Raw genomic sequence first — 26295 nt, forward strand, 5'->3', positions numbered from 1 at the left:
CCGCTCAGCGGCCGCAGGGGAAGACGTTTCAGCTTCGGCAAGTTTGGCTACCGGGGCGGTACGGGACCGCTTCGGGCGGAGTGGAACAACCGTGTTCGGTTCCGCTGTCAGTAGCGCTCCTCCTGGCCGCCGTCACGGTCGCTTTGCAGCGCGCGGATCAGTTCGGCCTCGGCCATGTTCATGTGCTGCGGCTCGGCCAGCAGGGCGCGGGTCTCGGCCTCATCCTCGGCCTCGGTGCGCTCATCAACCCGTTGCAGGGTGGTGATCAGGTTCTCGCTCAGTTCATCCGGCGACACAGTGTCGTCAGCCAGTTCGCGCAGGGCGACGACCGGGTTCTTGTCATTGTCGCGATCAATGGTCAGCGCCTCGCCCTTGGCGATGTTGCGGGCGCGGTGACCGGCCAGCAGGACCAGACCAAAACGGTTCGGCACCCTTTGGATGCAGTCTTCGACAGTGACGCGAGCCATGAATTTCCTCGAACTCTGGGAGAACCAGACAAAATAGAGACTTCCCGCCCATTGTGCAACGCCACATCGGCAGGAATGAGGCGTCTAGCGATCCAGCGGCACCGCGTCGCGTCCGACGCGGGCGGTCTCGACCAGCGCGGTGACCGGGCGTCCGGAGACAGGATCCCTCCAGCCCGGCACCAACTCCGCCAGCGGGCCCATGACGAAGACGCGATCGACGGCCCGCGGGTGGGGCAGGATCAGATCGGGCAAGTTCAACACCTGTCCACTGAAGTCGATCAGGTCGAGGTCCAGCATCCGGGGCGCATTTTTCACCGACCGTTCGCGCCCAAAGCGCGCCTCAATGCCGGAAAGCGTGGTCATCAGTTCAAGCGCTGTCCCGGCCCACGCGCCTTGCGCCACGCCATTCAGAAACGGCGGATCGGTCGGGTCGGGCCAGGCGGCCGACCGCCACCAGCGCGAGCGGCGAACGTCGCCCAGTCCCGCGCTCTCCAGATCGTGAACAGCGGCGTCCAGCAAGGCGCTGATATCCGGCCAGGCCCCCTTGTCATTGCTGCCCAGAGCGATGATGACGGATGTGCTCATATTCTCTCCGGGGGCGTCCTTCCGCCCCCTCATATTTCAAAGGACATCGACGATGCACCTCTATCCCGACGAGCGCCTGGCGCTGTTCATCGATGGCTCAAACCTTCACGCCGCGGCCCGGTCGCTGAGTTTCGATCTGGACTTCAAGGCCATGCTGGACGACGTGCGCGAACGATCGCGTTTCGTCCGCGCCTACTACTACACCGCCGTGGTCGAGGGGGAGGAATTCTCACCCGTGCGTCCGCTGGTGGACTGGCTGGGCTACAATGGCTTCTCCACCGTGACCAAACCGGTCCGGCGCTTTACCGATGCCTCGGGCCATGTCCGCATGAAGGGCAATATGGATGTCGAGATCGCCGTCGACATGATGCAGATGGCCCCTCGGCTCGACCACGCCGTGCTGTTCTCGGGCGATGGCGACTTCCGCCGTCTCGTGCAGGCGGTTCAGGCGGAGGGCTGCCGGGTGTCGGTGGTCTCGACGCTCAAAACCCAGCCCCCGCACATCGCCGACGAACTGCGCCGTCAGGCTGACGACTTCGTCGAGCTGGCCGACCTCAAGACTCTGTACGGCCGCCCCCGCACGGTCCGCGAAGACGCATGACGACGCCTGCTCCGGTCGCCGAGCCGCCCGCCGACTGTCCACTCTGCCCCCGGCTGGTGGCCTATCGCGCCGAGAATGCGCGGCGCGAACCCGACTGGTTCAATGGCGCCGCACCTTCGTTCGGCGACACGCAGGCCCGGCTGCTGGTGGCGGGCCTCGCCCCTGGTCGCACCGGGGCCAACCGCACGGGTCGACCCTTCACCGGCGATCACGCCGGCTGGCTGCTATATCAGACGCTGATCGAGACCGGCTTTGCGCGCGGCACCTATGACGCCCGGCCCGATGACGGGCTGGAACTGCTCGACTGCATGATTACCAATGCCGTCCGCTGCGCCCCGCCCGGCAACAAACCCCTGCCGGCCGAAGAGGCGACCTGTCGGCCCTTCCTGACCGCCCGCCTTCAGACCCTGCCGCAGCTGAAGGTGATCGTCACCCTGGGCGATGTCTCGCGCCGCAATGTGCTGAAGGCGCTGGGCAAGCCTGCCTCGGCCATGGCGCCGGGGCATGGGTCCGAGGCCCGGGTCGGCCCCTACGTCCTGCTGAACAGCTATCACTGCTCCCGGTTGAACACGAATACAGGGCGGCTCACGCCCCTGATGTTCCGGGAGATTTTCGAGCGGGCTCGCATCCTCATCGAAATGTGATCGAACATTGTTCGCCTGGCAGGCGAATGTGGCGGGCCGGACACATCCTTTTCCCCTCGCACGTGTAGACTAACTTTCGCGGGAACATCTCCGCGAGAGCCCGCGTTTCGGCCCACAGGAGGCTGTCATGCGTACAAACACTCACTTCTTTTCCCGCGGCGAACGAAAAGCCGCTCTCTGGGCGGTTGTCGCGGCTGTCGCGCTGTCCGCAGCCGGCTTTGCCTGGGACTGGGCCCAGGGGCCGTCGCTGGGCCTGTATGAGCGTATGGGCCAGACCCAACTGGTCGGCGTCATCGAGGCGCAGCCTCTGGGCTAAGGCTCAGCCCTTGTCGCGCAGCAGGCGGGCCTTGTCGCGCTGCCAGTCGCGTTTGGCGGAGGTTTCGCGCTTATCGTGCAGCTTCTTGCCCTTGGCCAGCGCCAGCTCCACCTTCGCCTTGCCCGATTCGTTCAGATACAGCTTGAGTGGGATCAGCGTCTGGCCGTCCTTCTGCACAGCCCCGATCATGCGGTCGATCTGGCGGCGATGCAGCAGCAGCTTTCGCGGGCGCCGCGGTTCGTGGTTGAACCGGTTGGCCTGGGCATAGGGCGGAATGTCGGCATTGATCAGCACGATCTCGCGCCCTTCGATGGCGGCATAACTTTCAGCGATATTGGCCCGCCCGGCCCTTAGCGCCTTGATCTCGGTGCCGACCAGGATGATGCCGGCCTCGACCGGCGCGTCCAGAAAATAGTCGAAGCGCGCGCGCCGGTTCTCGGCGATGATCTTCGGCTCATACTTCTTCTTGTCCGACTGAGGACGCCTTTGGGCGGGTGCTTGCGCCATTATTGAACGCCCGCCGCCTTCATGGCGCGATCGATCGCGGGCTTGACCGCGTCCGCCGTCGGCGCCAGCGGCAACCGAACCTCCTCACCACACAGACCAAGGCTCGCCAGGGCGTATTTCGTCGGCGCGGGCGAGTTGTCCATGAACAGCGCCTTGTGCAGGTCGATCAGCCGATCCTGCCACAGACGAGCGCTCTCCAGATCGCCGGCCTGAACCGCGTCGTACAGGGCGACCATGGCCTCGGGCGCGACGTTGGACGTCACTGAAATCACCCCGTGCCCACCATGCGCCAGATAGCCGAGGAAACTGGGGTCATCGCCCGAGATCAGGTCAAAACGCCCGTCGACATGGGTCCGCATCCAGCTGGCGCGGGCGAGGTCCGCCGTGGCGTCCTTGATGCCGACGATGTTGGGGTGCTTCGCCAGCCGCGCCACCGTGTCATTCGACAGGTCCACGCCCGTGCGACCGGGCACATTGTAGAGCAGCACCGGCAGCTGCACGGCCTCGGCGATCGCCTCGAAATGCAGGGCCAGCCCTTCTTGCGAGGGCCGGTTGTAATAGGGGGTCACAACCAGCGCCCCGTCAGCGCCGACCGTCTTGGCGTGACGCACCTTGTCGATGGCGACATCGGTCGAGGACGAGCCTGCGCCTGCGATCACGCGGATACGTCCGGCCACGGTCGAAACCACGGATTCGACCACATGGGCGTGCTCTTCCGCCGTCAGGGTCGCGCTCTCGCCGGTCGTGCCCATGGGCACCACGCCGTGCACGCCAGCCGCGATCTGGCGCTCGACCAACGCCTTCAAAGCGTCGTCGTCCACGTTTCCGTCACGAAGAGGTGTGATCAAGGCGGTGATCACGCCCTTGAAAGTCGGGCCGGTCATGGGAACGATGGTCCTTCGCGTGGGCTTTACCGAGTCTGCGGAAGGTTTCGAACGTAAGGGGCGCCTCGTGCTGCCGCAACCGAGATGATGGGGTTAGGACAAACCATGCTGACATCGATCCTGGCCACGATCCTGGCCCTCAGTGCCCCTGCGCCCGAGGTGCTGGTCTCGAACCTGTCATCGGTGAACTGGTTCTCGTCGTCGAAGTCTGACGCCAACGCGCAGGAAGTGCCTTATGGCGCCACGGTCCGCCTGCTGAACGAGACCGAGGCTCGCCTGCTCAACCAGGCCCTCGAGGCCGCCCGCGCCCGCGACATCGACCGGGCCCGCAGCCTTGCAGCCGGAATCGACAACGCCACCGCGCGCAAGCTGGTCGACTGGGCCCTTGTCGACACCTCGGCCGATCTGATGAGCTTCGAGGAACTGGCCCGCGCCCGAGTCACCTTCGCCGACTGGCCCCGCGCCGAAAGCCGCATCATGGCCGGTGAGCGTGCCATTGGCCGCAGCTCGGCCAGCCCCGCAGCAGTCATCGGCTTCTTCGACGGCCACCCGCCCCTGACCATCGACGGGGCCATCGGGCTGGCGCTGGCGCTCGAAGCCTCGGGTCGGGCGGACGAGGCCCGCCCGATCATCCGCGACTGGTGGCGGAACCAGTCGTTCGAGTTCGACGCCCAGAGCCGCATCCTGTCGATCTGGCCGAACTGGATCGCGCCTGCCGATGATGAGGCGCGACTGAACATGCTGCTGCTGGGGCCGCACGGTCCCGCCACCCGCGCCATGATCGCCCGGGTCAGCCCCGCACAGCGCACGATCGCAGAGGCCGTGCTGGCGCTCCGCACCGCCTATGCCCCCGACGCCATCGTTGCCGGACTGACTCCGGCCCAGGCCGGTCACCCCGCCGTGGTCCTCGAACGGGTCCGCATCCTGCGCTCGCAGGGCCGGAGATCCGAGGGCTTTGCCTTGCTGGCCGGTCTGCCCGCCGCCCCCACCCATTCCGATGGCCAGAACACCCTGTGGAGCGAACGCCGCAACTATTTCCTCGACGCGCTGGAGGTCCGGAACTGGCAGGCCGCCTATGACTCCATGGCCGGTCATGGCTTCCCCGGCGGCGAGCGCATGGTCGATGCCGAATTCTTTGCCGGCTGGGTCGCCCTGGTGAAGCTGAATGATCCGGCCCGGGCCGGCCGCCATTTCGAGTCCCTGCGCCAGATGTCCGAGACCCCGATCACCCAGGGGCGGGCGCTCTACTGGCTGGGTCGGGCCGCCGAGGCCCAGGGCGATATGGGCGCCGCCCGAGGCTACTATGGCGCCGGCGCCATTCACATCCAGTCCTTCTATGGCCAGCTGGCCGCCGAAAAGGCAGGCCAGACGCAGATCATCCTGCCCGCCGACCCGGAGATCACGCCCGAGGCCCGCGCGGCCTTCGAAGGCAATGAAGTGGTCCAGGCGGCCCGTATGTCGGGTGAAGCCGGAGAGATGGGCCTGCTCCGGGCCTTTGCCTATCATCTCGACGACACCCTGCCGGCCGCCACCGATGTCGCCCAGTTGATGGATATGGTGCTGGGCTTTGGCGACCGGTTCGGCTCGATGATGGTCGGACGTGCCGCCAGCCAGCGCGGCTGGCTGATGCCCGTGCGCCAATACCCGATCCGCATCCCGCCCGAGGTCGCGGGCGCCGCCCCCCTGCCCTTCACCCTGGCCATCACCCGTCAGGAATCCAGCTATGACCCGCTGGTGGTGTCGAGTGCCGGGGCGCGTGGCATGATGCAGTTCCTGCCATCAACGGCCTCGGGCGTCGCCCGCCGTCTGGGTATGCCCTACTCGCTCGATCGCCTGTGGGATCCCGACTATAATATGACGCTGGGCAGCTATCACCTCGGCGAGCTGATGGTGGCCAATGGCGGGTCCATGATTCTGGCAGCCGTGGGCTATAACGCCGGTCCGGCTCGCGCGCCGCAGTGGGTGGCACGCTGCGGTGATCCGCGCGGAGGTATCGTGGACCCCGTCGACTTCATCGAGTGCACGCCCTTCACCGAGACGCGCAACTATATGATGCGGGTCATGGAGAATATGCAGATCTACAAGGCGCGACTGGGCGACGGCACCGGCGAGCTGACCCTCTCGGCCGATCTGGCGCGCGGTGGCTCCGGACCGACCCCCTATCTGTCGCTGGCCAACTAGAGGCGAGCCAGGGTCAGGACAGGGCCGTCCTCGCTGTCCAGCCAACGACCGCCGAGGCCGAACACGTCGCGCAGGACGGCGGTGTCGAGCGCCCCCGCGGGAGAACCGTCAGCACGGACCTCGCCCTGATCCATGACGATCACCCGGTCGGCGAAGCGCGCCGCCAGCGACAGGTCGTGCAGACTGGCCACCACAGTCTGGCCCGCACCGGCCCGTGCCTTCAGCCTTTCCAGAACCAGCAGCTGACCCTCCGGATCGAGACCGGCGACCGGTTCGTCCGCCAGAATCAGCCCCGCATCTGACGCCAGCACCCGTGCCAGCAGCACCCGGGCGCGCTCGCCGCCGGACAACTCAGCCACCCCGCGATCCGCCAGCGCGCTCGCCTCGACCTCCTCCAGCGCCGCCATCGCGCGGGGCCGGGCACCGTCGGTCTGCAGGAACCCCGCGCCCAGCGCCACGACCTCAAGCGCCGGCAGGTTCCAGGCGACGGTCCCGTCCTGCGGCAGATAGGCCAGAGCTCTGGCGCGATCACGCGGACCGAGGGTCACAAGTTCCGCTCCTTCCAGCCAGACCCTTCCTGCATCCGGCTTCAGCAGGCCGCAGACGGCCTGGATCAGACTGGTCTTGCCGGCGCCGTTCGGCCCCACCAGCGCCACCAGTTCACCCGGCATCATCGACAGGCTGACGTCGCGCACCACCGCCCGCTTGCCCCGCGACAGGCTCAGGCCTTCGATCTTCAGGCGAGGTGTCGCGCTCATACTCAGACCCTCCAAGCGCGGGCAGCGCGCCAGGCGATCAGGGCGAACAGCGGCGCGCCGACCAGGGCGGTGAACACGCCCAGCTTGAGTTCCTGATCCGTCGGGGTGATGCGCGTCATCAGGTCCGCGACGACGAGGATCAGTCCCCCCGCCAGCGCCGACGGCAGCAGCACCCGCCCCGGATCCGCGCGAACCGATGCCCGCACCAGATGCGGCGCAACCAGTCCGACAAAGCCGATCACTCCTGCGGTCGCCACGGCCGCTCCTGCGGCCAGACTGGCGGCGAGCAGGGCCAGCAGCCTCAACCGATCGAGCGGCAGGCCCAGGGTCCGCGCCGTCTCGTCGCCCAGCGACAGGGCCTTCAGACCCGGCGCGCTGAGGCCTGCCAGGATACCTGCTGGCACCAGCGCGGCAGAAACCCACAGCACGTCGGCCCAGCCCCGGTTCTGCACCGACCCCAGAAGCCAGGCCATGACCTCGGCGGTCGCGATCGGCGACGGCGACAGGTTGAAGATCAGCGCGGTCGCGGCCCCGGCGAAACTGGACAGGGCCACCCCGAACAGGATCAGCGCCTCGGGCGCCCGGATGCGCGCGGCAAAGGCGACCAGGGCTGCCGCCCCGATGCCCGCGCCCGCCATGGCGGCCAGCTCGACCGCCCCGGTGACCATTCCGGCCCCGGCGACCAGAACCAGAGCCCCGCCCAGACTGGCCGTCGCCGACACGCCCAACACCCCCGGCTCGGCCAGCGGATTGCGCAGCAGGCCCTGCATCAACGCCCCCGACAGGCCCAGCGCCGCGCCCACGGCCACGGCACAGATCGCCCGCGGCGCCCGCACCTGCCACAGGATCAGGCCCGGTCCCGACCCGGGGTCGCTGAACGCCTGCGCATATTGTGCCCCGCTCAGCCCGACCTCGCCCAGCGTCAACGCCGCGATCAGGGCCACTGCCAGCGCCACCGCCAGCATCAGATTGATCCGCGCCACGGTCATCGCGCGTCCCGCAGCCCGGCCAGCACCGGCACGGCCTCGGCCATGAACCAGGCCGGACAGGTCAGCATGGCGGCCGGTAGCCGGACGTCGGGACGATCCTCGACGAGACGCTTCACCAGCGGGTGCCGGCCCTGACCGCGCCGGTCGGCGCGCGTCTGGTCAAAAAAGCCGAGCGCGAACCGCTCGGGTGGGTCCAAGGCCAACCGCTCGACTCGCACCGCGCCAAAGCCGGCATGCCCTGCCGCGTTCTCAAGCCCCGCGGCCCTCAGGCTGGCATCGATCAGGGTGCCGGAGCCACTCGTGAACCCGCCGGCGGTCAGGTAGAGGGCGGTCAGAGGCCGCGCCCCGTCCGACGGCGCCCCGTCCCTGAGCGTCGTCCGCATCCGGCCGATCAGGGCCTCACCCTCAGTCTGGCGGTCCAGCGCCTCCGCCACCTCGGCGATGCTTTGTTCGACCGAGGCGAAATCAGCGGCATCGGCGATCGTTACGACCGTCACCCCCTGCCCCTCCAGTTGGGCCAGCAGCCGGGCATCGCCGCCCCAGTAGCGCACGACGACATCGGGGGCCCAGGCCACCACCGTCTCCAGCGTCGGCCGCAGCATCCTGTGCCCCGCCGCTTCGGCGCGCAGCCACGAGTCCGGGTCATCCGCGCGCGGCGACAGGGCCAGCTCATGCCCCTCGCCCAGCGCCAGCACATACTGGTCCGCGCACTGGTCCAGCGACAGGACGCGCAGGGCATCACCCTCCGGCTCGTCGAAGGATGACCCGCATCCCGCCAGCAGCAGGACCGTCGCAATGACCGACGCGGCCGCCCGTCTCACGCGCGGATCCCGGCTCACGCGCGGATCAGGCCGTCGAACACGGTGTCCAGCATGGCCTTGACCAGCGCTTCCCGCTCGACCCAGTCGAAATAGGGTTTGGTGATCAGCAGCGACACGACGCCGTGCCCTCCGGCCCAGATCACCTGGGCCGCCGTGCGAGGCGAGACCTTCAGCCGCCCGGCGGCGTCAACCTCACGGACCACCGTCTCAAACGCCCGGAACAGGCCGATACCCACCTCCTGGGCCGCCGACTGGGCCCCCTCGGCCTCCTGCGGGCGGGTCAGATAGATCAGGCGATAGGCATTGGGATTGTCAAAGCCAAAGGCGATGTATGACTCGATCAACCGCCGGAGGCGCTGCTCGGGCGGCAGGTCGGCCTCCATGATCACGTCCTGCGCCCGCGTCAGGGCCTGGAACGCCTCCTTGCAGATCTCGTGCAGGATCGCGGCCTTGTCGGGGAAGTGCATGTACAGAGCGGTCGACGACAGGCCGACCGCATCGGCGATTTTGCGGATCGTCGCGCCCTCATAGCCGTGATCGACGAAGATGCCCTCGGCGGCCGTCAGGATCTCCTCGCGCCGGAAATGCCCCTCGCCCTTGGGTTTGCGCCGGGATCTGGAACGGGGGGCTGTCGCAGGCAAACCTGTCCTCCATGCGGTTGCGGCCAGCCATACTGACTCTTGTCGCCGGGCGCCAGTTCGCGGTCCGGTCGCGCCCTCCGGCTTGTCCAGAGAGATCAGGATGGTTTACCCGTATACCGGGGAGGGAACATGGACGCCCATGCAACCGAGGAGCAGCGAACCGGTCCGGGCGCAGATTTCGGCCCGGCTCGCGCGCTGAGCGCTGCGCGACGATCCCTCACCTGGGGTCAGGGGCTTGGACTGGTCGCTTTGGGCACAGGGCTGGCGGCCTGGGCCTGGCGCGATCCTGCCGGCTTTCAGACCACAGTGTCCGTCGTGGTTCCCGCAGGCTTTCTGATCTGCGCCCTGTGGCGCCTTGCGCTCCTCCTCACCTCAAGGCGGCCGCCGTGTCCCACGCCCGGTCCCGGTCCACTGCCCCGCTATACAGTGGTCGCCGCCCTCCATGACGAGGCCGAGGTCATGCCCCAGCTGGTGGAGCATCTGGCGGCGCTCGACTATCCCGCCGACCGGCTGGAGGGCTTTCTGGCGCTCGAGGCCCACGATCACGCCACCATCGAGGCCGCCTATGCGGCCGACCGACCCGACTGGCTGTCGATCCTGATCGTTCCGCCGGGGGAGCCGCGCACCAAGCCGCGCGCCCTGAACCATGCCCTGGCCCGGGCGACCGGCCGGCTGATCACCGTCTATGACGCCGAGGATCACCCCGACTCCCTGCAGTTGCGCGAGGCCGCGGCCCGCTTTGCGCACGACACGACCGGCACCCTCGCCTGTCTTCAGGCCCCCCTGCGCATTCGTCGACGTGCCCGCAGTCCGGAGGCCTCCCCCTTCCTCGACCGCCAATTTGCCGTCGAATATGCCGCCCTGTTCGAAGTCGTCCTGCCCGGCATGACCCGGCTGGGCCTGCCCTTTCCGCTGGGCGGCACCAGCAACCACTTCCGCGTCGACACCCTGAAACAGGTCGGCGGCTGGGACGCCTGGAACGTCACAGAGGATGCCGACCTCGGCTTTCGCCTGTGGCGCGCCGGCTATCGCCTGGGCGTCCTGACGCGTCCGACGTGGGAGACACCGCCGGGAGGCCTGCACGCCTGGCTGCCCCAAAGGAACCGGTGGATGAAGGGCTATATGCAGACTTGGGGCGTGCACACGCGCCAGCCCCTGTCGCTGGGGCCGCGCGGGCTGCTGGCCCTGGTCATGACCCTCGGCGTGTCGCTGGCCTCGGCGGCCGTGCACGCCCCCTCGGTCGCCTGGGTCGTGGCCTCGGTTCTGGTGGCCGCGGTCGCTGGCATCTCGCCTTCGACCCCGATCCCTGCGGTCAGTGTCCTGATGCTCGGCGCGGGCATGGCCTGGGTCTCGGCCTTTGTCGGGGCTAAACGTGCCGGGATTCCCTACAGCCTGATCGATATCATCCAGGCGCCGGCCTACTGGTCTCTGCTCAGCCTGGCCTTTGCCCACGCGGCGTGGCGGCTGGTGACCCAGCCCTTTGCCTGGGACAAGACCCGCCATCGACCGGACCCGGAGCCTGACCTGACGCCCGAAACCGGGGCCGCCCCGCTGGACGCAGGGCCGCCGGTGCGCTTAACCAGCCCCCATGGCCTCGAGACTGTCCCCCCACCCTGATGTCCTGATGACGCGCGACTGGGCCGACTACGCCCTGCTCGACTCCGGACATGGCCGCAAGCTGGAACGCTATGGCCGCTACACCGTGGTCCGGCCCGAGCCCCAGTGCGTGTGGGAGCCGCGCGATGCCTCGGCCTTCGACCGGGCCGATGCCGTCTTTGATCCGCAGGACGAGGATGACGACGGCCGCTGGCGCTTTGCGGGCAAGCCGGTCGATGCCTTTCCGCTCGGCTGGGGCGAGACGCGGTTCACCGCCCGCTTCACCCCCTTTCGCCACCTCGCCTTCTTCCCGGAGCAGGCCGCCAACTGGGAATGGCTGGACCAGCGGATCCGCGCCCGCAAACAGCCGACCCGCATCCTGAACCTGTTCGGCTATACCGGCGTCGCCTCGCTGGTCTGTTCGGCCGCCGGAGCCGAAGTCACCCATGTGGATGCCTCGAAGAAGTCGGTCGCCTGGGCGCGCGAGAATGCCGAACTGTCGGGCCTTGCCGACCGGCCGATCCGCTGGATCGTGGAGGACGCCCGCCGCTATGTCGCCCGCGAGCGCAAGCGCGGCTCGCTCTATGACGGGATCATCCTCGACCCGCCCAAATACGGACGCGGCCCGACCGGTGAGGTCTGGCGCCTGTTCGAGGACCTGCCGGGCCTGCTGGCGGACTGCGCTGCTATTCTGGAGCCGCAGGCCGATTTCCTGCTGCTCAATGCCTATGCCGCGCGCATCTCGGGCCTGTCGCTGGCCCATCTGATGGATCAGGCGACCGCCGGCCGCGAGGGCCGCATCGACTGGGGCGAGCTGGCGCTGGCCGAAACCGGCGAGAACGGCCGTGCCATCGGTCTCAGCTTCTTTTCCCGGTGGTCCGCGACATGACCGAGCGCCTGATCACCTCCCTGACCAATGACACCGTCAAGTCGGTCCGCGCCCTGCACATGCGCAAGGAGCGCGAGTTCACCGGTCAGTTCCTGTCAGAGGGCCTGAAGTTCATCGGCGAAGCCCTTGATATGGGACGCACACCCCGCCTGCTTATGGTCGGGATGGAGGCCCGCCCCCACGCCCTGCTCGACCGGGCCCGCGCCGCCACCGAGGCCGCCGGCGGCGAGATCGTCGTCGTCACCCACCCCATCCTCGAAAAGATCAGCCGCCGCGATAACCCCCAGACCGTGCTGGCCGTCTTCGATCAGGTCTATACCCCGCTGGACGCCATTGACCCGAGTTCGGCTCCGGCCTGGATCGCGCTGGAACAGGTCCGCGACCCCGGCAATCTGGGCACCATCATCCGCACCGCCGATGCGGCCGGTTGTGGCGGCGTCATCCTGATCGGTGACTGCGTGGATCCCTATTCGGTCGAGGCCGTGCGGGCCACCATGGGCTCGGTGTTCGCCGTGACCCTGAGCCGGACCACGCCCGAGGCCTTCCTCGAATGGCGAAAGACCTGGCCCGGCAGCGTCATCGGTACCCGGCTGGACGCGACCGAGGCCCCGGGTTCGGCCCATTTCACCCGACCCAATCTGGTGCTGATGGGCAATGAACAGGCCGGCCTGACCGACGCCCTCGCCGCCGCCTGTGACGTCAATGTCAAAATCCCGATGCGCGGCCGCGCCGACAGCCTGAACCTCGCCGTCGCCACCGGCATCATGGCCTATGCCGCGACGGAGGACCGCTAGGTCCCCCTCGGCTTGACCCGGGTCGTGGGTAGGGCGGCGGCGGGGTCTTCGGGCCAGGGGTGGCGGGGATAGCGACCCCGCATCTCGGCGCGCACGGCGGCCCATGAGCCCTTCCAGAAGCCGGGCAGGTCCTTCGTCACCTGCACCGGTCGCCGCGCGGGTGATAACAGGGCCAGGGTCAGCGGCACCCGGCCCTCGCCGACCGTCGGATGGGTCTTGACCCCGAACAGCTCCTGCACGCGGATATCGACGCGAGGTCCGCCCTCGGCGGCATAGTCGATGGCGGTCGAGCCCAGCGGCGTCTCGAGGCGCGCGGGGGCCAGCCGGTCAAGGTCGCGCTGTCGGTCCCACGGGATCAGCGTCCGCAGACCTGTTTCCAACGCGCCATCCGCAATGCCTTCCAGCCCCTGCACGCTGGCCAGCAGCGGCCACAGCCACACCTCGCGCGCGGCCAGCAGCCCCTCATCCGACACATCCGGCCAGCCGTCATCCAGCCCCCGCAGAAAGGCCAGCCGCGCCCGCAGCGCCGAGGCCCGCTCGCCCCAGCGCAGGCCCTTGAGGCCGTCCCGCTCGATCTCGCCCTTCAGCAGGTCCGCGATCTGCGCCTTGTCGGGGGCACCCAGCGACACCTCCTCGACCACCAGTTCGCCGATCCGCTTGAGGCGGCGCACCTCCATCCGGCCGGACGGGGTGCGGACCATCCGCTCCTCCTCGATCATCCGGTGGCCCAGCGCCGCGATTTCCACCGGACAGGCCAGACGGATGCGGTCGCCGCTGATCCCGCCGCTCAGCTCCGCCACCGCCAGCCAGGGGGACCCAGCCAGCGCATCGGTCGGCTCCAGAAAGGCGCCCCGGCCCGAGGCCAACCGCACCTCGCCCGGTTTGCCGCGCGCCCGCGCCACCCGCTCGGGAAAGGCCTCGACGACCAGAAGGCCAGCATCAACCTCGCCCCCCTTTCCGCCGCCCGCCAGCCGCGCCCAGCGGTCGGCCAGCTTCAGCGCGTCGCGGGCGCGTGGCGAGCGGTCGCGGTCCAGCGCCTCCAGCCGGTCGCGCAGATCGGTCGAGGTCCCGCCGAGACCCGGTTCCCCCAGGATCGCGGCGATACGGGCACCCGTCAGGGCATCCCCCCGGTCGGACGCCACCGCCACCATATGCGCCAGCCGCGGGCTCATCGGCAGCTCGGCCATCCGCCGCCCATGCGGGGTCAGATCGCCCCGGTCGTCCAGCGCCCCCAGTCGGGTTAGCACCGCCCGCGCCTCGGCAAAGGCCCCCGCGGGCGGCGGGTCGATCAGCGCCAGCCCCTCGGCCGACCGTGCCCCCCACCGAGCCAGATCCAGCGCCAACCCGGTCAGGTCGGCCTCCAGAATCTCTGCCGGTTGTTCGGGGATCAGACCCCGGCTCTGTTCCTCGTCCCACAGGCGGTAGCAGGTGCCCGGCCCGACGCGCCCGGCCCGGCCCCGGCGCTGATCGGCCGAGGCGCGGCTGACCCTCACGGTCGCCAGCCGCGTCAGTCCGCTGGCTGGATCAAAGCGCGGCACCCGCGACAGGCCGCTGTCGACCACGGCTGTAATCCCCGGCAGGGTCAAACTGGTCTCGGCCACGGCCGAGGCCAGGATCACCCGGCGCTGGCCGGGCGGTGGCGCGGACAGGGCCCGGTCTTGCGCCGCGCGCTCCAACCCGCCGTACAGCGCCACGACCTCGACATTCGACGGCAGCTTCGCTTCGGACAGTGCCCGCCCGGTCCGGTGGATTTCCGACTGGCCGGGCAGGAAGACCAGCACGGACCCGCCCGTCTCGCCCAAGGCCCGGCGCACGGCCCGGGCCACCGCCACCTCCAGCCGTTCCGAAGGAGTGCTGCCCAGATGCACAGTCTCGACCGGAAAGGCCCGGCCCTCGGCCTCGATCACCGGCGGGCCGTCCAGCACCCGCACCATCGATGCCACATTCAGCGTCGCCGACATGACCACCAGCTTCAGGTCAGGCCGCAGCAGTTCCTGCGTCTGGCGGGCCAGGGCCAGTCCCAGATCGGCGTCGAGACTGCGCTCGTGAAACTCGTCGAACAGGACGGCGGACACGCCCTCGAGCCCCGGATCGGCGATGATCCGGCGGGTGAAGATGCCCTCGGTGATGACCTCGATGCGGGTCTTCGGACCGACCCGGCTTTGCAGGCGGGTGCGATAGCCGACGGTCTCGCCCACCGGCTCACCGCGCATGTCGGCCATGCGCTCGGCAGCTGCCCGGGCAGCCAGCCGTCGCGGTTCGAGTACAAGGATGGTCCCGGCCCGGCCGATCTCGCTGTCCAGCAGGGCCAGCGGCACGCCGGTGGTCTTGCCCGCGCCCGGCGGGGCACCCAGCACAACGGCCGGGTGGTCCCGGACCGCCGCAATCAGGCGGTCCAGAACCTCATGGATGGGCAGGTCGGACGCCGCAGGGCGGCCAGGCGTGGTCGTCACGGCGTCCGGCTACTCCAACGTCAGCCCAGCAGTTGCGGGAACAGGCCCAGCACCAGAATGGCCGTCACCGCCAGGGGACACACCCAGGCGATCAGGAAGCGCCAGGCGCCCAGGCCGCCGCCCTTCAGGCCGGTCTCGGCGTTGACCAGTTTGCGGTCCGCGACCCAGCCAATGAAGATGGCTGTGATCAGGCCCGACAGCGGCAGCAGCAGCTTTCCGGTGACCCCATCGATGGCGTCGAACCAGGTCGCGTTCTCAAATCCCGGAATGAAGGGAATGGGGCGTTGGTCGGCCAGCACATTGAACGAGAGGGCCGACAGCAGACCGACCAGAAACACCAGCACGCCGATGCCGATGGCGGCCTTGGCACGCCCGACGCCGAACTTCTCGATCACCCAGCCGACCGAGATCTCGAGCAGCGACACCGAGGACGTCAGCGCCGCAAACAGGGCCAGGACGAAGAAGGCCAGACCGACGATGGCGCCGCCCGGCATGGCGTTGAAGGCGGCCGGCAGGGTCTGGAACATCAGGGTCGGGCCGGCATTCGGCTCCATCCCGACGAAGAAGACGATCGGGAAGATGGCGAGACCAGCGATAATGGCCACGCCGGTATCGGCGAAGGCGATCATACCCGAGGTCTGGCCCAGGTTGGTCTCGCGCGAGGCATAGGCGCCATAGGCGATCATGGCGCCGCCGCCGAGGCTCAGTGAGAAAAAGGCCTGGCCAAGCGCCGCGCTCAGCACGCCCGGCTGCAAGGCTCGCTCAAAGTCGGGCGTGAACAGGAAGGTCAGGGCTGCAGCGAAGTCGCCGATGATGGCGGCATAGACGGTGATGCCGATCAACAGGAAGAAGAAGGCGGGCATCAGCCAGGTCGCGGCCGCCTCGATGCCGCCCTTGACGCCCCGGGCGACGATCCAGACCGTCAGGACCACAAAGGCGAGCTGGAGCCCAACCAGGAGAACGGGGTTGGCGAACAGGGTCGGCATCATCTCCTGGATCTGCGCGACCGACTGTTCGGCATAGGCGCCCCTCAGCGGGTCCCCGGCTCCGATGGCACCGGCCAGATCGGCGGCGCTGGTCCCGACGAAGTAGATCACCCAGCCTGCCACCACGCCGTAGAAGGTCAGGATGGCGGTGTTGGCGATCAGGCCGACGATGGCCAGCAGGCTCCAGGCCGGGCTGGCCCCCGACTGGCGCGCCAGGTGGACGGCGCTGCCGATGGTCGAACGCTGGCCGTGGCGACCGATCAGGCTCTCGGCCAGCAGCAGCGGCAGGGCGATCAGCACCACGCACAGAATGTACAGGATGACAAAGGCGCCGCCGCCATTGGTCCCCGCCTCGGTCGGAAAGCGCCAGAGGTTGCCGAGACCGACGGCAGACCCCGTCGCTGCGAGAATAAAGGCGGCCTTGGACGACCATTGCGCCTGACCGGCGGGCGAAGACGAGACCATATAAACACTCCCCCGCGTCGGTGACCGGCTCGGCCCCGTCGCTGTTTGGTTACCGTTGCGGCGACCTTGAAGGCGCCCCCCCCTTGAATCAACCCCGCAGGCCCTGACCTTGGCGTTACCAAATAACTCTCACCGACCCTCAAGATGACGATTGCGTGAAGACCGGGGCCGATCTAGCTTCCGCCCCGGAGCGGTGGCGGCCCCTTCGGACCGCCCGCTGGAGGCGACGTTCACCCATGAGTACACCCCCTGTTTCGGGAGGCGGCAACCGCCTGTTCCTGAAGAAATCGATTGCCCAGATTCAGAATGAAGCCGCCAAGAGCGAGCTGAAGCGCAGCCTGGGTCCCATCAACCTTATGAGTCTCGGCGTCGGCGCCATCATCGGTGCTGGCATCTTCGTTCTGACCGGTCAGGTAGCCGCAGACTATGCTGGTCCGGCCATAATGCTGAGCTTCGTGGCGGCGGGCATTGCCTGCGCGCTGGCCGGACTTTGCTATGCAGAACTGGCCTCGACCATGCCTGTGTCGGGTTCGGCCTACACCTACGCTTACGGAACCTTGGGCGAAGTCTTCGCCTGGATCATGGGCTGGCTGCTGGTACTGGAGTACGGCATCGCCGCCTCCACGGTCGCGGTGGGGTGGTCCGGCTATGTCGTCTCGATCATGGGCGACTTCGGCCTGGCCGATAACCTCTTCCCCTCATTGACCTACGCCGGACAGGAGGGCGCCCGCTGGGCCACCCCGATGATCGAAGCGGTTCGCGGAGATGCCGGCACGGCGCTGCAGGCGACCGGCACCTTCAACCTGGTCGCGGCCGTCGGCATCGCCGCCGTCTGCGCCCTGCTGGTGCTGGGCGTCAGTGAATCGGCGAACGTCAACAACATCATCGTGGTCATCAAGATCATCGTGCTGCTGACGTTCATCGCTGTAGGCATCACCTATGTGAACCCGGACAACTGGGTGCCCTTCATCCCGCCTGCAGACCCGGCCGAGCCGGGCCGCTATGGCGTCGACGGAATCTTCCGCGGGGCCGCGATCATCTTCTTCGCCTACGTCGGTTTCGAAGCGGTCTCGACCGCTGCCGCCGAGGCCAAGAATCCGTCGCGGGACGTCCCGGTGGGCATCCTCGGCGCCCTGTTCATCTGCACGCTGATCTATATGGCCGTGGCCGCCGTAATGACCGGCGTGGTGCCCTATATGGAGCTGTCCAGCCCCGCCCCCGTGGCCGTGGCCATCGACCGGATGAACCTGACCTGGGCCGACGTCCCGCTGGCCGCCGCGCCGGGGGGACAGCTGAACCTGATCAGCTTCCTGATCAAGATCGGCGCCATCACCGGCCTGTCCTCGGTCATGCTGGTGCTCTGCTACGGCCAGACGCGCATCTTCTACACGATGTCGCGCGACGGCCTGCTGCCCAAGGTGTTCTCGCAGATCCACCCGAAATTCCGCACGCCGTGGATGGGGACGATCGTGCTGGGCGTCCTGATCGCCATCGCAGCGGCCTTCCTGCCGATCAGCCTGCTGGGTCAGCTGGTGTCGTTCGGAACGGCGGTCGCCTTCTCGATCGTCTGCCTGTCGGTCATCTATCTGCGGGTCAAACACCCGGAGCTGGAGCGTCCGTTCAAGGTGCCGGGCGGCATCATCACCGCCTGCCTCGGCATCGCTGCCTGTCTCTTCCTGGCCTGGAACAACTTCAAGCCAATGGTCGAACAGGCCTTCCCGACGCAGGAGCAGATTGCAAACGGGGCGGTTTCCGACCCGTTGACGCTGCAGCTGCTGGCCGGCTATGCCGTCATCGGCGCGGTCATCTACGCCGCCTACGGCTTCTGGCACTCCAAGCTGGCCAAGGGCATCGACATCACCGAAGAGACGACCATCAACTCTCCGGCCGACGCTTTCGGCCACGGTGTCGACAACATCAAGGAAGACTGACGACCCTTTCCGTCAGACGCGCGAAGGCCCGGAGATCACTCTCCGGGCCTTTTCGTATTCGGGAGGCCGCGTCGCCTCAGGTGATGACCGAAGGCTCCGTCCGGCCCAGGCGGGCCTCGATGCCGGCAAAGGCGCGCGAGACCTCGGCCACAGCGGCCAGCGCCTCGGCCGGATCGCGGTGCAGGTCGCCGGCCGGATCCTCGAACCGCTCCAGATAGACCCTCAGCGTCGCCCCCGACGACCCGGTGCCCGACAGGCGATAGGTGACGCGGGCGTCCGGGCTCAGCCGAACGGTCACGCCCTGGTGCTTCACCTCTGAGCCGTCCACCGGATCGCTATAGGCAAAGTCCTCGGCCGACTGCACGAGATAGCCGGCGATCTGCCGCCCCTCTGCGCCGGCGGCCGCCTCGCGCAGCCCCTTCATGAAATCCTGCGCCGGGCCGACCTCCAGCCCCTCATAGTCGTGCCGCTGATAGTAGTCCCGGCCGAATCGCGACCAGTGGCCGACCACCACCTCGCCCACGCCCTTCCCGGTCGCCGCCAGCACATTCAGCCAGAACAGCACGGCCCACAGACCGTCCTTCTCACGCACATGGTCGGAGCCGGTGCCAAAGCTCTCCTCGCCGCACAGGGTGATCCGCCCGGCATCCAGCAGATTGGTGAAGAACTTCCAGCCGGTCGGCGTCTCGTGCATCTCGATCCCCAGCGCTGCGGCCACGCGGTCCGCCGCGCGGCTGGTCGGCATGGAGCGCGCCAGCCCCTTCAGACCGTCCCGGTAGCGCGGCACACAGTCGGCATGGGCCGCCAGGATCGCCAGACTGTCGCCGGGCGACACCACCATCGCCGGCCCCATGATCATGTTGCGGTCCCCGTCTCCGTCCGAGGCGGCGGCAAAATCCAGCGGATCCTCGCCGAACATCCGGGCCGTCAGTTCGGGCGTGTGGTCCGGATGCGGATCGGGATGCCCGCCGCCAAAGTCAGGCAAGGGCTCCCCCCGCAGCACTGTGCCCGCGGGCGCCCCCAGCCGCCGCTCCAGAATCTCGGTCGCATAGGGGCCGGTCACCGCATTCATGGCGTCAAACGCCATGCGGAAGCCGGGCTGCGAGACCAGCGCCCGGATGGCGTCAAAGTCGAACACCGTCTCCATCAGACCGGCATAGTCGGCGATGGGATCGACGACCTCGACCACGCCGTCGCCAAGCCGGGTCTCACCGACCACGGACAGGTCGGGCGCCTCGTCCTGCAGGATGCGATAGGCCGTCAGCGCCTTGCTGCGCGCGAACACGCCGGCGGTGAAGGTCGTCGGCGCCGGGCCTCCGCTGTCCGTATTGTATTTGACGCCGAAATCGCCGTCCGGGCCGCCCGGGTTGTGGCTGGCCGACAGGATCACCCCGCCCTTCGCCCCGCGCTTGCGGATCAGGTGTGAGGCCGCCGGCGTCGACATCAGGCCGTCACGGCCCACGATGACACGGGAAAAGCCATTGGCCAGCGCCATCCGCACCACGATGGCGGCCGCCTCACGACAGAAGAAACGCCCGTCGCCGCCGACTAACAGGGCGTCGCCCGGCTGCGGCGCCGCTTCATCGAACACAGACTGCAGAAAGGCTTCCAGATAGCCGGGCCGCATGAAGTCGCGCGTGGACTTGCGCAAGCCGGACGTGCCCGGCTCCTGATCCTGCCACGGGGTAATGCTGACGCTCTGGATGGACACGAAATATCCTTGGCCTGCGGCGGCACCCGGCCACCCGAAAGCCATGTGTCTAGAGCGTTTTGAGCTTCAGGCGAAGGTCAGGCCGCACTCAGGCGATGGGCGCCGTCAACCATCCCAGAAGACTGGCCGCACTCACGGCACCTGTCACCACGCCGACGGTCACCGCCAGACGGGCGTTACGCACTACGAAACCAAAGACATCACTGAACATGGCAGTCTCCCCGGACGCCCCAATATCGACACAATCCGGGCCGTTCAGCAAGGTGTACAAAGGGTTAACGCCCTAACAACTGCGTGATTCGCCTCAGCGGCGAATCAGGTGATGCAGAACGATCGCCGAGGTTGCCGCCACATTCAGCGAATCAAAGCCCGACGCCATGGGAATGCGCACCGGCCGGGCGCGGGCCAGTACCTCTGGCGACAGCCCCGGACCCTCCGCCCCCAGCAGCACCAGCGACCGCGCGGGCGGCTCCAGCTCCAGTAGATCGGGGCCATCCCCCGGCGTCAGCGCCAGCGGCACATAGCCATAGGCCTCCGCCTGCTCGACCATCGTCAGGGCCGACAGGCCGGCCATCAGCGGCGTCCTCAACACCGCCCCCACCGACACCCGAATGGCCTTGCGGTAGAAGGGGTCGCAGCAGCCGGGATCGATCATCACCCCGCACGCCCCCAGCGCCGCCGCATTGCGGAAGATGCCGCCCATATTGTCAGCATTGCCGATGCCCACCGCCCCGACCAGCACAGAACGCTCCGGTCGCGTCGCCAGAAACGCATCAGCGTCCAGCGGTGCGGGCTTTTCCCCCAGGGCCAGAATGCCCCGGTGCAGGTGAAAGCCCGCGATCCCGTCCAGAACCTCCTGCGGGGCCGTATAGACGGGCACATCGGCCTCCAGCCGCGACAGCACCGGCTCCAGCTTCGCCAGCCGCTTGTCGGCCAGCAGCACCGCCCGCGCCCGGCACCGTGACCAGGCCGAGGTCAGAACGTTCAGCACCACCTCCCCCTCAGCGATGAACAGCCCCTCGCGGCCCGTCAGATCGCGCTCACGCACGTCGCGAAAGGCGGCGATCCGGGGATCATCGGCAGAGGTCAGGGATATCGGCGTCATGGTGTCGATTTATCGTTGCACAGTCCGGCGGGCCGCTGCTATAGCGCCCCCCTCTTGAGTACCTGTTCCGCGGTAGCTCAGTGGTAGAGCAGCCGACTGTTAATCGGCTGGTCGTAGGTTCGAATCCTACCCGCGGAGCCACTCACCCTTCCCTCGACATCGCCATGAAAAAAAGAGCCCGACGCAGAGCGCCGGGCTTTGAAAAGGCTTGGTGATGGTGGGTGCCTCGCTAAAGGAATCCCGAGACCTTTGGTCGGCCGATTGGCTTAAGAAGCCGTTAACGCCGTGGCAGCCAGCTGGTCTGGGGCGCACCGTCCGGGGCCTGCCATTTCAGCAGAAAGCCATCCTCGCGTTCCAGCCGGTTGATCGCCGACGCAGCGCCGTCACCGCTGTCGACAGACATGGACGGAACCGCAAAGACCTGCCCGTCGACCCGGACCTCGGACGGCGGGCTCCCGTCCATACCGATCCGCCAGTGGCCCGAGGCATCCGCCTGCACCTGGATCGGGCCGCGGCCCGGCACTTCCACCCGGACGTCCGACCCGGGGTTTGCCCGCCCCGACAGGATCACCGCCCGGCCGTCGTGATCGACACTGGACAGCACCGGGCCGTCGCCCAGCCGCCGGCTGGTGCCGCCCGCCGAAATCAGCACCGCTGATCCCCGGGCCGCATCCAGAATCACCAGTCGCCCGGGCGCCGGCACCGTCTCCTGTCCCGATTGCGCCTCGGGCGTCAGGACCAGGCCGTCCACGGCCGTCAGGCGCACCTCGAACCGGCCTTCGGCATCCGCCACGGCCGCATAGGCCCGGCCCGCAGGTGTTCGCAACACGACGCGACCGCCCGGGTCCGCCTGTCCCGAGACGACAGATTCGGTGCCGTCACGGCGCAGGCCTGTCACCGAAGGCGGCATGATCCATCCGGACCCGGCTCCGGCCACCGGGGTATCGGCGGCGGCGCTCCCGGCCGCGGCCGGCCGCGCCTCGTCACCGCCGCAGCCCACCAACAGCAGCGCCAGGCCAAGGCCGGCCAGCACCCTCCCGCTCACGGGCTGGATGCCATATCGTTCAATTGCGCGTTTCACCGGGGCCATGCGCCCTGTATGGCAAAAACCACCGCCCGCTGACAGTCATCCTGACCGTCGATCGTTCCGTCTGCTTTTCGAGGTTCCATGCCCACGACTTCCGCCGAGATCCGTCCTTTCAGCGGCCATTCCGTCTGCCTGTTCTGCGGATCGTCTGAAACCGCCGACCCCAAATATACCGAGGCCGCGCGGGCCTTCGGTCAGGGCGTGGCGGAAAGGGGCTGGCGTCTGGTCTATGGCGGGGGCGGTGTCGGCCTGATGGGGGCCTCGGCCCGCAGCGCCCATGCGGCGGGCGGCCGGGTGCTGGGTGTCATGCCCGAGTTCCTGCGCAGCCGCGAGCGCCTGTTCGACGAGGTCGAGACCCTCGTGGTCGGCTCCATGCATGAGCGCAAGCAGATCATGTATGACGAGTCCGATGCCTTCGTCGTCGCACCGGGTGGCATCGGCACCCTTGAGGAAGTGATCGAACTTCTGTCGTGGAAGCGTCTGGATTTGCACGGAAAGCCTGTGATCTTCCTCGACATAGACGGCTTCTGGCAGAGCCTGTTTCGCGTCATGGAGCATTCGGTCGAGGCCGGAATGACCCCCGCCTCCTTCCTACAGGCATGGACAGTATGCCGCACGGTCGACGAAGCTCTCGAGGCGCTGAACAGCATGGACACGCCGTCGAATTTGAAACATGATCAGCGATAAGTGATCATCGGTCACTAAAACGCATCGATCTCGATCACGACCCTTGACAGTTTTCAAAAACAACGGACATTGCGCCGTCACGGGCTCCCCTGCCCGGTCCAAGCTGGAGCTTTCCCCATGCGCACTCTTCTGATCGCGGCAATCCTTGCCGTCGCCACCCCGACCCTGGCCACCCCGGTTCAGGCGCCTGTCACCTCGGCCACCCTGGCTGACGCCACCTCGGCCCCGTCGGGCCGCCTGATCATCGACGGCGCCACCTGGCGCTGCGAAGGCGACAGCTGCACCGCCACCGGCGGCGCCAACCAGCCGGCCACGCGCGCCTGCCGCCGGGTCGTCGCCCGTCTGGGCGAAGTCACCGCCTTCTCGTGGAAGGGCACCGCCCTGTCGGCCGAAGAACTGGCCGCCTGCAACGCCTGATCGGTCTGAACTCTGGCGGGACGGTCAGGCCGTCTCGCCAGAGAGCCGCTTCAGCATCCGCTCGCGCCCGATCAGCGGGATCAGCGACGCCATGTCCGGCCCGTGTTCCTGACCCGTCAGGATGTGACGCAGCGGCATGAACAGAGCCTTGCCCTTGGCTCCCGTGCGCGCCTTGATCTCTCCGGTCCAGGCCGACCAGCTGTCGCCGTCGATGGTCTCCGGCAGGGTCTCGGCAGCCACCTTGGCAAACTCCGCATCCGCGATCACCGGCGTCACCGGCCCATTGACGATCCGCACCAGCGCCGCGACGTCGCCGAACCGCTCCAGGTTCGGCCGCACGGTCGCCCAGAACTCCTCCCCCAGATCACAGTCCATCGCCGCCAGACGCCCCCGCGCCTCGGCATAACTCATGGCGTGCAGCGCCTGGGCGTTCAGCCGGTCCAGATCCGCCGTGTCATAGCGCGCCGGTGAGCGGCCCATTTTGTCAAAGCTGAAGTCCTGCCCCAGCTCGGCCATCGACGGCGCGATTTCCAGCGCGTCGGACGTGCCGATCTTGCCCAGATGACTGGTGATGGCGATCGGCTCATAGCCCTGCTCGCGCATATCCGAGATCGACAACGAGCCCAGCCGCTTCGACAGCGCCTGACCATCGGCCCCGACCAGCAGCGGCATATGGGCAAAGCCCGGAAGGGCGCCGGTCCAGCCCAGCGCGATCAGCGCCTCGAAGATCTCGATCTGCGCGCCCGTATTGGTCACATGGTCCTCGCCCCGGATCACATGGCTGATGCCCATGTCCAGATCGTCGACCACCGACGGCAGGGTATAGAGGAACAGCCCGTCCTCGCGGATCAGCACCGGATCGGACATCGAGGCCGTGTCGACCTCGGCCGAACCGCGCGCCAGATCGACCCAATGCACCCGGCGGCCGTCCAGCTTGAAGCGCCAGTGCGGACGGCGCCCCTCCGCCTCATAGGCCTCGCGCTGAACCTCGCTCAGCTGCAGCGCCGCCCGGTCATAGATGGGCGGCTGGCCGCGCGACAGCTGCACCTTGCGGCGGCGATCCAGCTCATCGGCCGTCTCATAGCAGGGGTACAGCCGCCCCGCCGCCTTCAGCCGCTCGGCCGCCTCGCGGTAGCGGTCAAAGCGCTGCGACTGGTTGTGCCGCTCGTCCCAGACCAGACCCAGCCAGGTCAGGTCTTCCTCGATGCCGCGCTCATACTCCGCCGTCGAGCGTGCCAGATCGGTGTCGTCGATGCGCAGCACGAACTGGCCGCCCTGCCCCTTGGCGAACAGCCAATTGACCAGGGCCGTGCGGACATTGCCGACGTGCAGCTTACCCGTCGGCGACGGGGCGAAACGGACTTTGACAGGCATGGAGCGGTAAACCTTGAACGTGAGGCGCGTAGGTCGCGCTCCGCCCGGGCGAAGTCAAGGCGCAGGCCGCTTCAATCGCCCTGCTCAGCCTGCGCGAACAGCCACAACATCCCGGCGCGATAGGCGTCCGGCGCATTGGCGGCGTGGGTGCCTCCGGCGATCGGGATCAGGCGCACCTGCCAGGGACGCTGGTCCGCATCCCGGCCCGACCAGGCCTCGACCCAGAAGGCTGCTTCCGTACGAAGATCAGGCCTGTCCCGCTCACCGCTGGTGACGGCGACCTTCAGGTCATTCCGGCCCGCCGACGCGGCGTCGCCGATGATCGAGCCCATGCCGGGCGTCAGCGACGGATTGCTGGCGATCCGCCCCAAAAAGACATCGGGGTGGGCCACAGCCGAATACAGCACCAGATTGCCGCCCCGCGACTGGCCGAACAGCACGCGCCGGTCCGGGTCGACGTGGAACCGCCCTTCGACGAGGGGGATCAGGTCATCGGTCAGGAAGGTGTGAAACGCTTCGGCGCCGGCCTGTCCGGCCGGAAGGCCCTCGTCCGGAGACTGAAAGTCGAGCCCCCGGCGGTTCACCGAGGCGTCGAAGCCGCCATAGGCGATGCCGACCACCACGGCCTCGGGCAGGCCTTCATCGTAGGTCAGGAAGAGGTGGTTGGCCGCCAGTATGGGGAACAGGCTGTCGCCATCCAGCAGATAGACGACCGGATAAGCCGGGCCCTCGGGATCATACTCGGGCGGCAGGCGGACGTAGATGTCAAAGCCCCGGCCGAGGGTGGCGGACTCCAGCCGGAAGGCCTCGCCGCGGAGGGCCGCTGGAAACGGAACTTCGCCGACCTGCTGCGCGATTGCCTGCGGCGCGGTGGCCAACAGAAGAAGACCGAACAGGATGCTGACAAGGCCCCGCATCCCGTCCGCCTCCTCAATCGTCGCGGTGGACGCGCTCGCGGCGCTCGTGGCGTTCCTGGGCTTCGACCGACAGGGTCGCGGTCGGCCGGGCTTCCAGTCGTCCGAGGCTGATCGGCTCGCCGGTCTCCTCGCAATAGCCGTAGGAGCCGTCCTCGATCCGGCGCAGCGCCTCGTCGATCTTGGCGATCAGCTTGCGCTGACGATCCCGGGTCCGCAGTTCCAGCGCGCGGTCCGATTCCGACGAGGCCCGGTCCACCAGATCCGGGTGGTTCTCGGTCTCGGCCTTCAGATTGACGACCGTGCCCTTGGACTCCCGAAGGATGTCATCCTTCCAGGCGTTCAGCTTGCCCTTGAAATAGGCCAGCTGCCGCTCGTTCATGAAGGGTTCGTCGTCGGACGGGCGATAGGCCACCGGCCCTTCATCCACCACAGAGGCTAATGCGTTCATCGCACTCACGCTCACTTCTCACGCCCCCCTGTGGCGCATGC

27 protein-coding genes and 1 tRNA gene are annotated in these 26295 nt (G+C 68.1%); 11 read left to right on the forward strand and 17 right to left on the reverse strand.

Annotation, left to right across the window (positions count from 1 at the left end; genetic code table 11):
- Positions 1-107: 107 nt before the first annotated feature.
- Both rpoZ and folK read right to left on the reverse strand, forming a co-directional pair.
- Complete coding sequence (gene rpoZ / locus EG854_RS06230) at positions 108-467, reverse strand: DNA-directed RNA polymerase subunit omega (protein ID WP_123286978.1); 360 nt, start codon at positions 465-467, stop codon at positions 108-110.
- 84 nt (positions 468-551) lie between these two features.
- Positions 552-1052 (reverse strand): 2-amino-4-hydroxy-6-hydroxymethyldihydropteridine diphosphokinase, encoded by a 501-nt coding sequence (gene folK / locus EG854_RS06235; protein ID WP_241153155.1) that lies wholly within the window; start codon positions 1050-1052, stop codon positions 552-554.
- Between the two features lie 52 nt (positions 1053-1104).
- On the opposite strand from folK, the gene EG854_RS06240 reads away from it, so the two are divergent.
- The 3 genes from EG854_RS06240 to EG854_RS06250 all read left to right on the forward strand — a co-directional run bounded on the left by EG854_RS06240 (position 1105) and on the right by EG854_RS06250 (position 2613).
- Positions 1105-1653 (forward strand): LabA-like NYN domain-containing protein, encoded by a 549-nt coding sequence (locus EG854_RS06240; RefSeq protein WP_123286982.1) that lies wholly within the window; start codon positions 1105-1107, stop codon positions 1651-1653.
- Complete coding sequence (locus EG854_RS06245) at positions 1650-2297, forward strand: uracil-DNA glycosylase (RefSeq protein ID WP_123286983.1); 648 nt, start codon at positions 1650-1652, stop codon at positions 2295-2297. Before EG854_RS06240 ends, EG854_RS06245 begins: the two co-directional genes overlap by 4 nt.
- Before the next feature lie 127 nt (positions 2298-2424).
- Complete coding sequence (locus EG854_RS06250; protein ID WP_123286985.1) at positions 2425-2613, forward strand: hypothetical protein; 189 nt, start codon at positions 2425-2427, stop codon at positions 2611-2613.
- A gap of 3 nt (positions 2614-2616) precedes the next feature.
- Here EG854_RS06250 and smpB read toward each other — a convergent pair whose 3' ends face one another.
- On the reverse strand, positions 2617-3120 hold the full coding sequence (smpB, locus tag EG854_RS06255; RefSeq protein WP_123286987.1) for an SsrA-binding protein SmpB: 504 nt from the start codon (positions 3118-3120) through the stop codon (positions 2617-2619).
- Positions 3120-4004 (reverse strand): 4-hydroxy-tetrahydrodipicolinate synthase, encoded by an 885-nt coding sequence (gene dapA, locus EG854_RS06260; RefSeq protein WP_123286988.1) that lies wholly within the window; start codon positions 4002-4004, stop codon positions 3120-3122. The genes smpB and dapA overlap by 1 nt, the downstream gene beginning before the upstream one ends.
- A gap of 105 nt (positions 4005-4109) precedes the next feature.
- Between dapA and EG854_RS06265 the strand changes: the two genes are divergently transcribed.
- Complete coding sequence (locus tag EG854_RS06265; protein WP_123286990.1) at positions 4110-6185, forward strand: lytic transglycosylase domain-containing protein; 2076 nt, start codon at positions 4110-4112, stop codon at positions 6183-6185.
- On the opposite strand, the gene EG854_RS06270 is transcribed toward EG854_RS06265, so the two are convergent.
- Genes EG854_RS06270 through EG854_RS06285 form a run of 4 tightly spaced genes read right to left on the reverse strand, consistent with a single transcriptional unit; the run spans position 6182 to position 9394 of the window.
- Positions 6182-6943, reverse strand: a complete 762-nt coding sequence (locus EG854_RS06270) for an ABC transporter ATP-binding protein (RefSeq protein WP_123286991.1) — start codon at positions 6941-6943, stop codon at positions 6182-6184. The genes EG854_RS06265 and EG854_RS06270 overlap by 4 nt on opposite strands.
- Positions 6944-6945: 2 nt before the next feature.
- Positions 6946-7932, reverse strand: coding sequence for a FecCD family ABC transporter permease (locus tag EG854_RS06275; protein ID WP_123286993.1), 987 nt, complete (start codon positions 7930-7932; stop codon positions 6946-6948).
- Positions 7929-8753 (reverse strand): ABC transporter substrate-binding protein, encoded by an 825-nt coding sequence (locus EG854_RS06280; RefSeq protein ID WP_123287430.1) that lies wholly within the window; start codon positions 8751-8753, stop codon positions 7929-7931. Before EG854_RS06280 ends, EG854_RS06275 begins: the two co-directional genes overlap by 4 nt.
- A 14-nt stretch (positions 8754-8767) precedes the next feature.
- Positions 8768-9394: a TetR/AcrR family transcriptional regulator gene (locus EG854_RS06285; RefSeq protein ID WP_123286995.1), complete on the reverse strand. Its 627-nt coding sequence runs from the start codon at positions 9392-9394 to the stop codon at positions 8768-8770.
- Between the two features lie 129 nt (positions 9395-9523).
- Between EG854_RS06285 and EG854_RS06290 the strand changes: the two genes are divergently transcribed.
- The 3 genes from EG854_RS06290 to EG854_RS06300 are packed head-to-tail and all read left to right on the forward strand — an operon-like array spanning position 9524 to position 12673.
- Positions 9524-11011 carry a glycosyltransferase family 2 protein gene (locus tag EG854_RS06290; RefSeq protein WP_123286996.1) on the forward strand — a complete coding sequence of 496 codons (1488 nt, stop codon included), beginning with the start codon at positions 9524-9526 and terminating at the stop codon, positions 11009-11011.
- A complete protein-coding gene (locus tag EG854_RS06295; RefSeq protein ID WP_123286998.1) occupies positions 10983-11879 on the forward strand; it encodes a class I SAM-dependent methyltransferase in 897 nt (298 codons plus the stop codon). The genes EG854_RS06290 and EG854_RS06295 overlap by 29 nt, the downstream gene beginning before the upstream one ends.
- On the forward strand, positions 11876-12673 hold the full coding sequence (locus EG854_RS06300) for a TrmH family RNA methyltransferase (RefSeq protein WP_123287432.1): 798 nt from the start codon (positions 11876-11878) through the stop codon (positions 12671-12673). The genes EG854_RS06295 and EG854_RS06300 overlap by 4 nt, the downstream gene beginning before the upstream one ends.
- On the opposite strand, the gene hrpB is transcribed toward EG854_RS06300, so the two are convergent.
- Both hrpB and EG854_RS06310 read right to left on the reverse strand, forming a co-directional pair.
- Positions 12670-15126 carry an ATP-dependent helicase HrpB gene (gene hrpB / locus EG854_RS06305; RefSeq protein WP_241153156.1) on the reverse strand — a complete coding sequence of 819 codons (2457 nt, stop codon included), beginning with the start codon at positions 15124-15126 and terminating at the stop codon, positions 12670-12672. The genes EG854_RS06300 and hrpB overlap by 4 nt on opposite strands.
- Positions 15127-15146: 20 nt before the next feature.
- Positions 15147-16577, reverse strand: a complete 1431-nt coding sequence (locus tag EG854_RS06310; RefSeq protein WP_123286999.1) for a sodium-dependent transporter — start codon at positions 16575-16577, stop codon at positions 15147-15149.
- A 236-nt stretch (positions 16578-16813) separates the two neighbouring features.
- Here EG854_RS06310 and EG854_RS06315 point away from each other — a divergent pair, with 236 nt between their 5' ends.
- A complete protein-coding gene (locus EG854_RS06315) occupies positions 16814-18508 on the forward strand; it encodes an amino acid permease (RefSeq protein ID WP_123287001.1) in 1695 nt (564 codons plus the stop codon).
- 76 nt (positions 18509-18584) lie between these two features.
- Here the strand turns inward: EG854_RS06315 and EG854_RS06320 are convergent, their stop codons facing one another.
- The 3 genes from EG854_RS06320 to EG854_RS06325 form a co-directional block, all read right to left on the reverse strand.
- Positions 18585-20219 carry an alpha-D-glucose phosphate-specific phosphoglucomutase gene (locus EG854_RS06320; protein WP_123287438.1) on the reverse strand — a complete coding sequence of 545 codons (1635 nt, stop codon included), beginning with the start codon at positions 20217-20219 and terminating at the stop codon, positions 18585-18587.
- 88 nt (positions 20220-20307) lie between these two features.
- Positions 20308-20430: a hypothetical protein gene (locus EG854_RS13360; RefSeq protein ID WP_260155315.1), complete on the reverse strand. Its 123-nt coding sequence runs from the start codon at positions 20428-20430 to the stop codon at positions 20308-20310.
- Positions 20431-20523: 93 nt separating this feature from the next.
- Positions 20524-21324, reverse strand: a complete 801-nt coding sequence (locus EG854_RS06325; protein WP_123287003.1) for a TrmH family RNA methyltransferase — start codon at positions 21322-21324, stop codon at positions 20524-20526.
- 66 nt (positions 21325-21390) lie between these two features.
- Here EG854_RS06325 and EG854_RS06330 point away from each other — a divergent pair.
- A tRNA-Asn gene (locus EG854_RS06330) sits at positions 21391-21465 on the forward strand.
- 136 nt (positions 21466-21601) lie between these two features.
- On the opposite strand, the gene EG854_RS06335 is transcribed toward EG854_RS06330, so the two are convergent.
- The gene (locus EG854_RS06335) at positions 21602-22357 is read right to left on the reverse strand and encodes a hypothetical protein (protein WP_123287005.1); all 756 of its coding nucleotides are present in this window, start codon (positions 22355-22357) and stop codon (positions 21602-21604) included.
- Between the two features lie 135 nt (positions 22358-22492).
- On the opposite strand from EG854_RS06335, the gene EG854_RS06340 reads away from it, so the two are divergent.
- Together EG854_RS06340 and EG854_RS06345 are read left to right on the forward strand one after the other, a co-directional pair.
- Positions 22493-23098, forward strand: a complete 606-nt coding sequence (locus EG854_RS06340) for an LOG family protein (protein ID WP_123287007.1) — start codon at positions 22493-22495, stop codon at positions 23096-23098.
- Between the two features lie 117 nt (positions 23099-23215).
- Positions 23216-23515: a DUF8200 family protein gene (locus EG854_RS06345; RefSeq protein ID WP_123287009.1), complete on the forward strand. Its 300-nt coding sequence runs from the start codon at positions 23216-23218 to the stop codon at positions 23513-23515.
- A 24-nt stretch (positions 23516-23539) separates the two neighbouring features.
- Here the strand turns inward: EG854_RS06345 and gltX are convergent, their stop codons facing one another.
- The 3 genes from gltX to dksA form a co-directional block, all read right to left on the reverse strand.
- Positions 23540-24889, reverse strand: coding sequence for a glutamate--tRNA ligase (gltX, locus tag EG854_RS06350; RefSeq protein ID WP_123287012.1), 1350 nt, complete (start codon positions 24887-24889; stop codon positions 23540-23542).
- Between the two features lie 71 nt (positions 24890-24960).
- Positions 24961-25806 carry an alpha/beta hydrolase gene (locus tag EG854_RS06355; RefSeq protein WP_123287014.1) on the reverse strand — a complete coding sequence of 282 codons (846 nt, stop codon included), beginning with the start codon at positions 25804-25806 and terminating at the stop codon, positions 24961-24963.
- 13 nt (positions 25807-25819) lie between these two features.
- Positions 25820-26254, reverse strand: a complete 435-nt coding sequence (gene dksA, locus EG854_RS06360; protein ID WP_123287016.1) for an RNA polymerase-binding protein DksA — start codon at positions 26252-26254, stop codon at positions 25820-25822.
- Positions 26255-26295: the final 41 nt, after the last annotated feature.

This window comes from Brevundimonas halotolerans, from assembly GCF_003730275.1.
GTDB classification, from domain to species: Bacteria; Pseudomonadota; Alphaproteobacteria; order Caulobacterales; family Caulobacteraceae; genus Brevundimonas; species Brevundimonas halotolerans.

Coding starts and splice junctions, on each gene's coding strand:
- EG854_RS06310 (WP_123286999.1), bottom strand. CDS start 16,577: ATGGTCTCGTCTTCGCCCGCCGGTCAGGCGCAATGGTCGTCCAAGGCC.
- EG854_RS06290 (WP_123286996.1), top strand. CDS start 9,524: ATGGACGCCCATGCAACCGAGGAGCAGCGAACCGGTCCGGGCGCAGAT.
- smpB (WP_123286987.1), bottom strand. CDS start 3,120: ATGGCGCAAGCACCCGCCCAAAGGCGTCCTCAGTCGGACAAGAAGAAG.
- EG854_RS06275 (WP_123286993.1), bottom strand. CDS start 7,932: ATGACCGTGGCGCGGATCAATCTGATGCTGGCGGTGGCGCTGGCAGTG.
- EG854_RS06245 (WP_123286983.1), top strand. CDS start 1,650: ATGACGACGCCTGCTCCGGTCGCCGAGCCGCCCGCCGACTGTCCACTC.
- dksA (WP_123287016.1), bottom strand. CDS start 26,254: ATGAACGCATTAGCCTCTGTGGTGGATGAAGGGCCGGTGGCCTATCGC.
- EG854_RS06315 (WP_123287001.1), top strand. CDS start 16,814: ATGAGTACACCCCCTGTTTCGGGAGGCGGCAACCGCCTGTTCCTGAAG.
- rpoZ (WP_123286978.1), bottom strand. CDS start 467: ATGGCTCGCGTCACTGTCGAAGACTGCATCCAAAGGGTGCCGAACCGT.
- EG854_RS06265 (WP_123286990.1), top strand. CDS start 4,110: ATGCTGACATCGATCCTGGCCACGATCCTGGCCCTCAGTGCCCCTGCG.
- dapA (WP_123286988.1), bottom strand. CDS start 4,004: ATGACCGGCCCGACTTTCAAGGGCGTGATCACCGCCTTGATCACACCT.
- EG854_RS06325 (WP_123287003.1), bottom strand. CDS start 21,324: ATGACGCCGATATCCCTGACCTCTGCCGATGATCCCCGGATCGCCGCC.
- EG854_RS06355 (WP_123287014.1), bottom strand. CDS start 25,806: ATGCGGGGCCTTGTCAGCATCCTGTTCGGTCTTCTTCTGTTGGCCACC.
- EG854_RS06300 (WP_123287432.1), top strand. CDS start 11,876: ATGACCGAGCGCCTGATCACCTCCCTGACCAATGACACCGTCAAGTCG.
- EG854_RS06345 (WP_123287009.1), top strand. CDS start 23,216: ATGCGCACTCTTCTGATCGCGGCAATCCTTGCCGTCGCCACCCCGACC.
- EG854_RS06250 (WP_123286985.1), top strand. CDS start 2,425: ATGCGTACAAACACTCACTTCTTTTCCCGCGGCGAACGAAAAGCCGCT.
- EG854_RS06270 (WP_123286991.1), bottom strand. CDS start 6,943: ATGAGCGCGACACCTCGCCTGAAGATCGAAGGCCTGAGCCTGTCGCGG.
- gltX (WP_123287012.1), bottom strand. CDS start 24,889: ATGCCTGTCAAAGTCCGTTTCGCCCCGTCGCCGACGGGTAAGCTGCAC.
- EG854_RS06295 (WP_123286998.1), top strand. CDS start 10,983: ATGGCCTCGAGACTGTCCCCCCACCCTGATGTCCTGATGACGCGCGAC.
- EG854_RS06240 (WP_123286982.1), top strand. CDS start 1,105: ATGCACCTCTATCCCGACGAGCGCCTGGCGCTGTTCATCGATGGCTCA.
- folK (WP_241153155.1), bottom strand. CDS start 1,052: ATGAGCACATCCGTCATCATCGCTCTGGGCAGCAATGACAAGGGGGCC.
- EG854_RS13360 (WP_260155315.1), bottom strand. CDS start 20,430: ATGTTCAGTGATGTCTTTGGTTTCGTAGTGCGTAACGCCCGTCTGGCG.
- EG854_RS06340 (WP_123287007.1), top strand. CDS start 22,493: ATGCCCACGACTTCCGCCGAGATCCGTCCTTTCAGCGGCCATTCCGTC.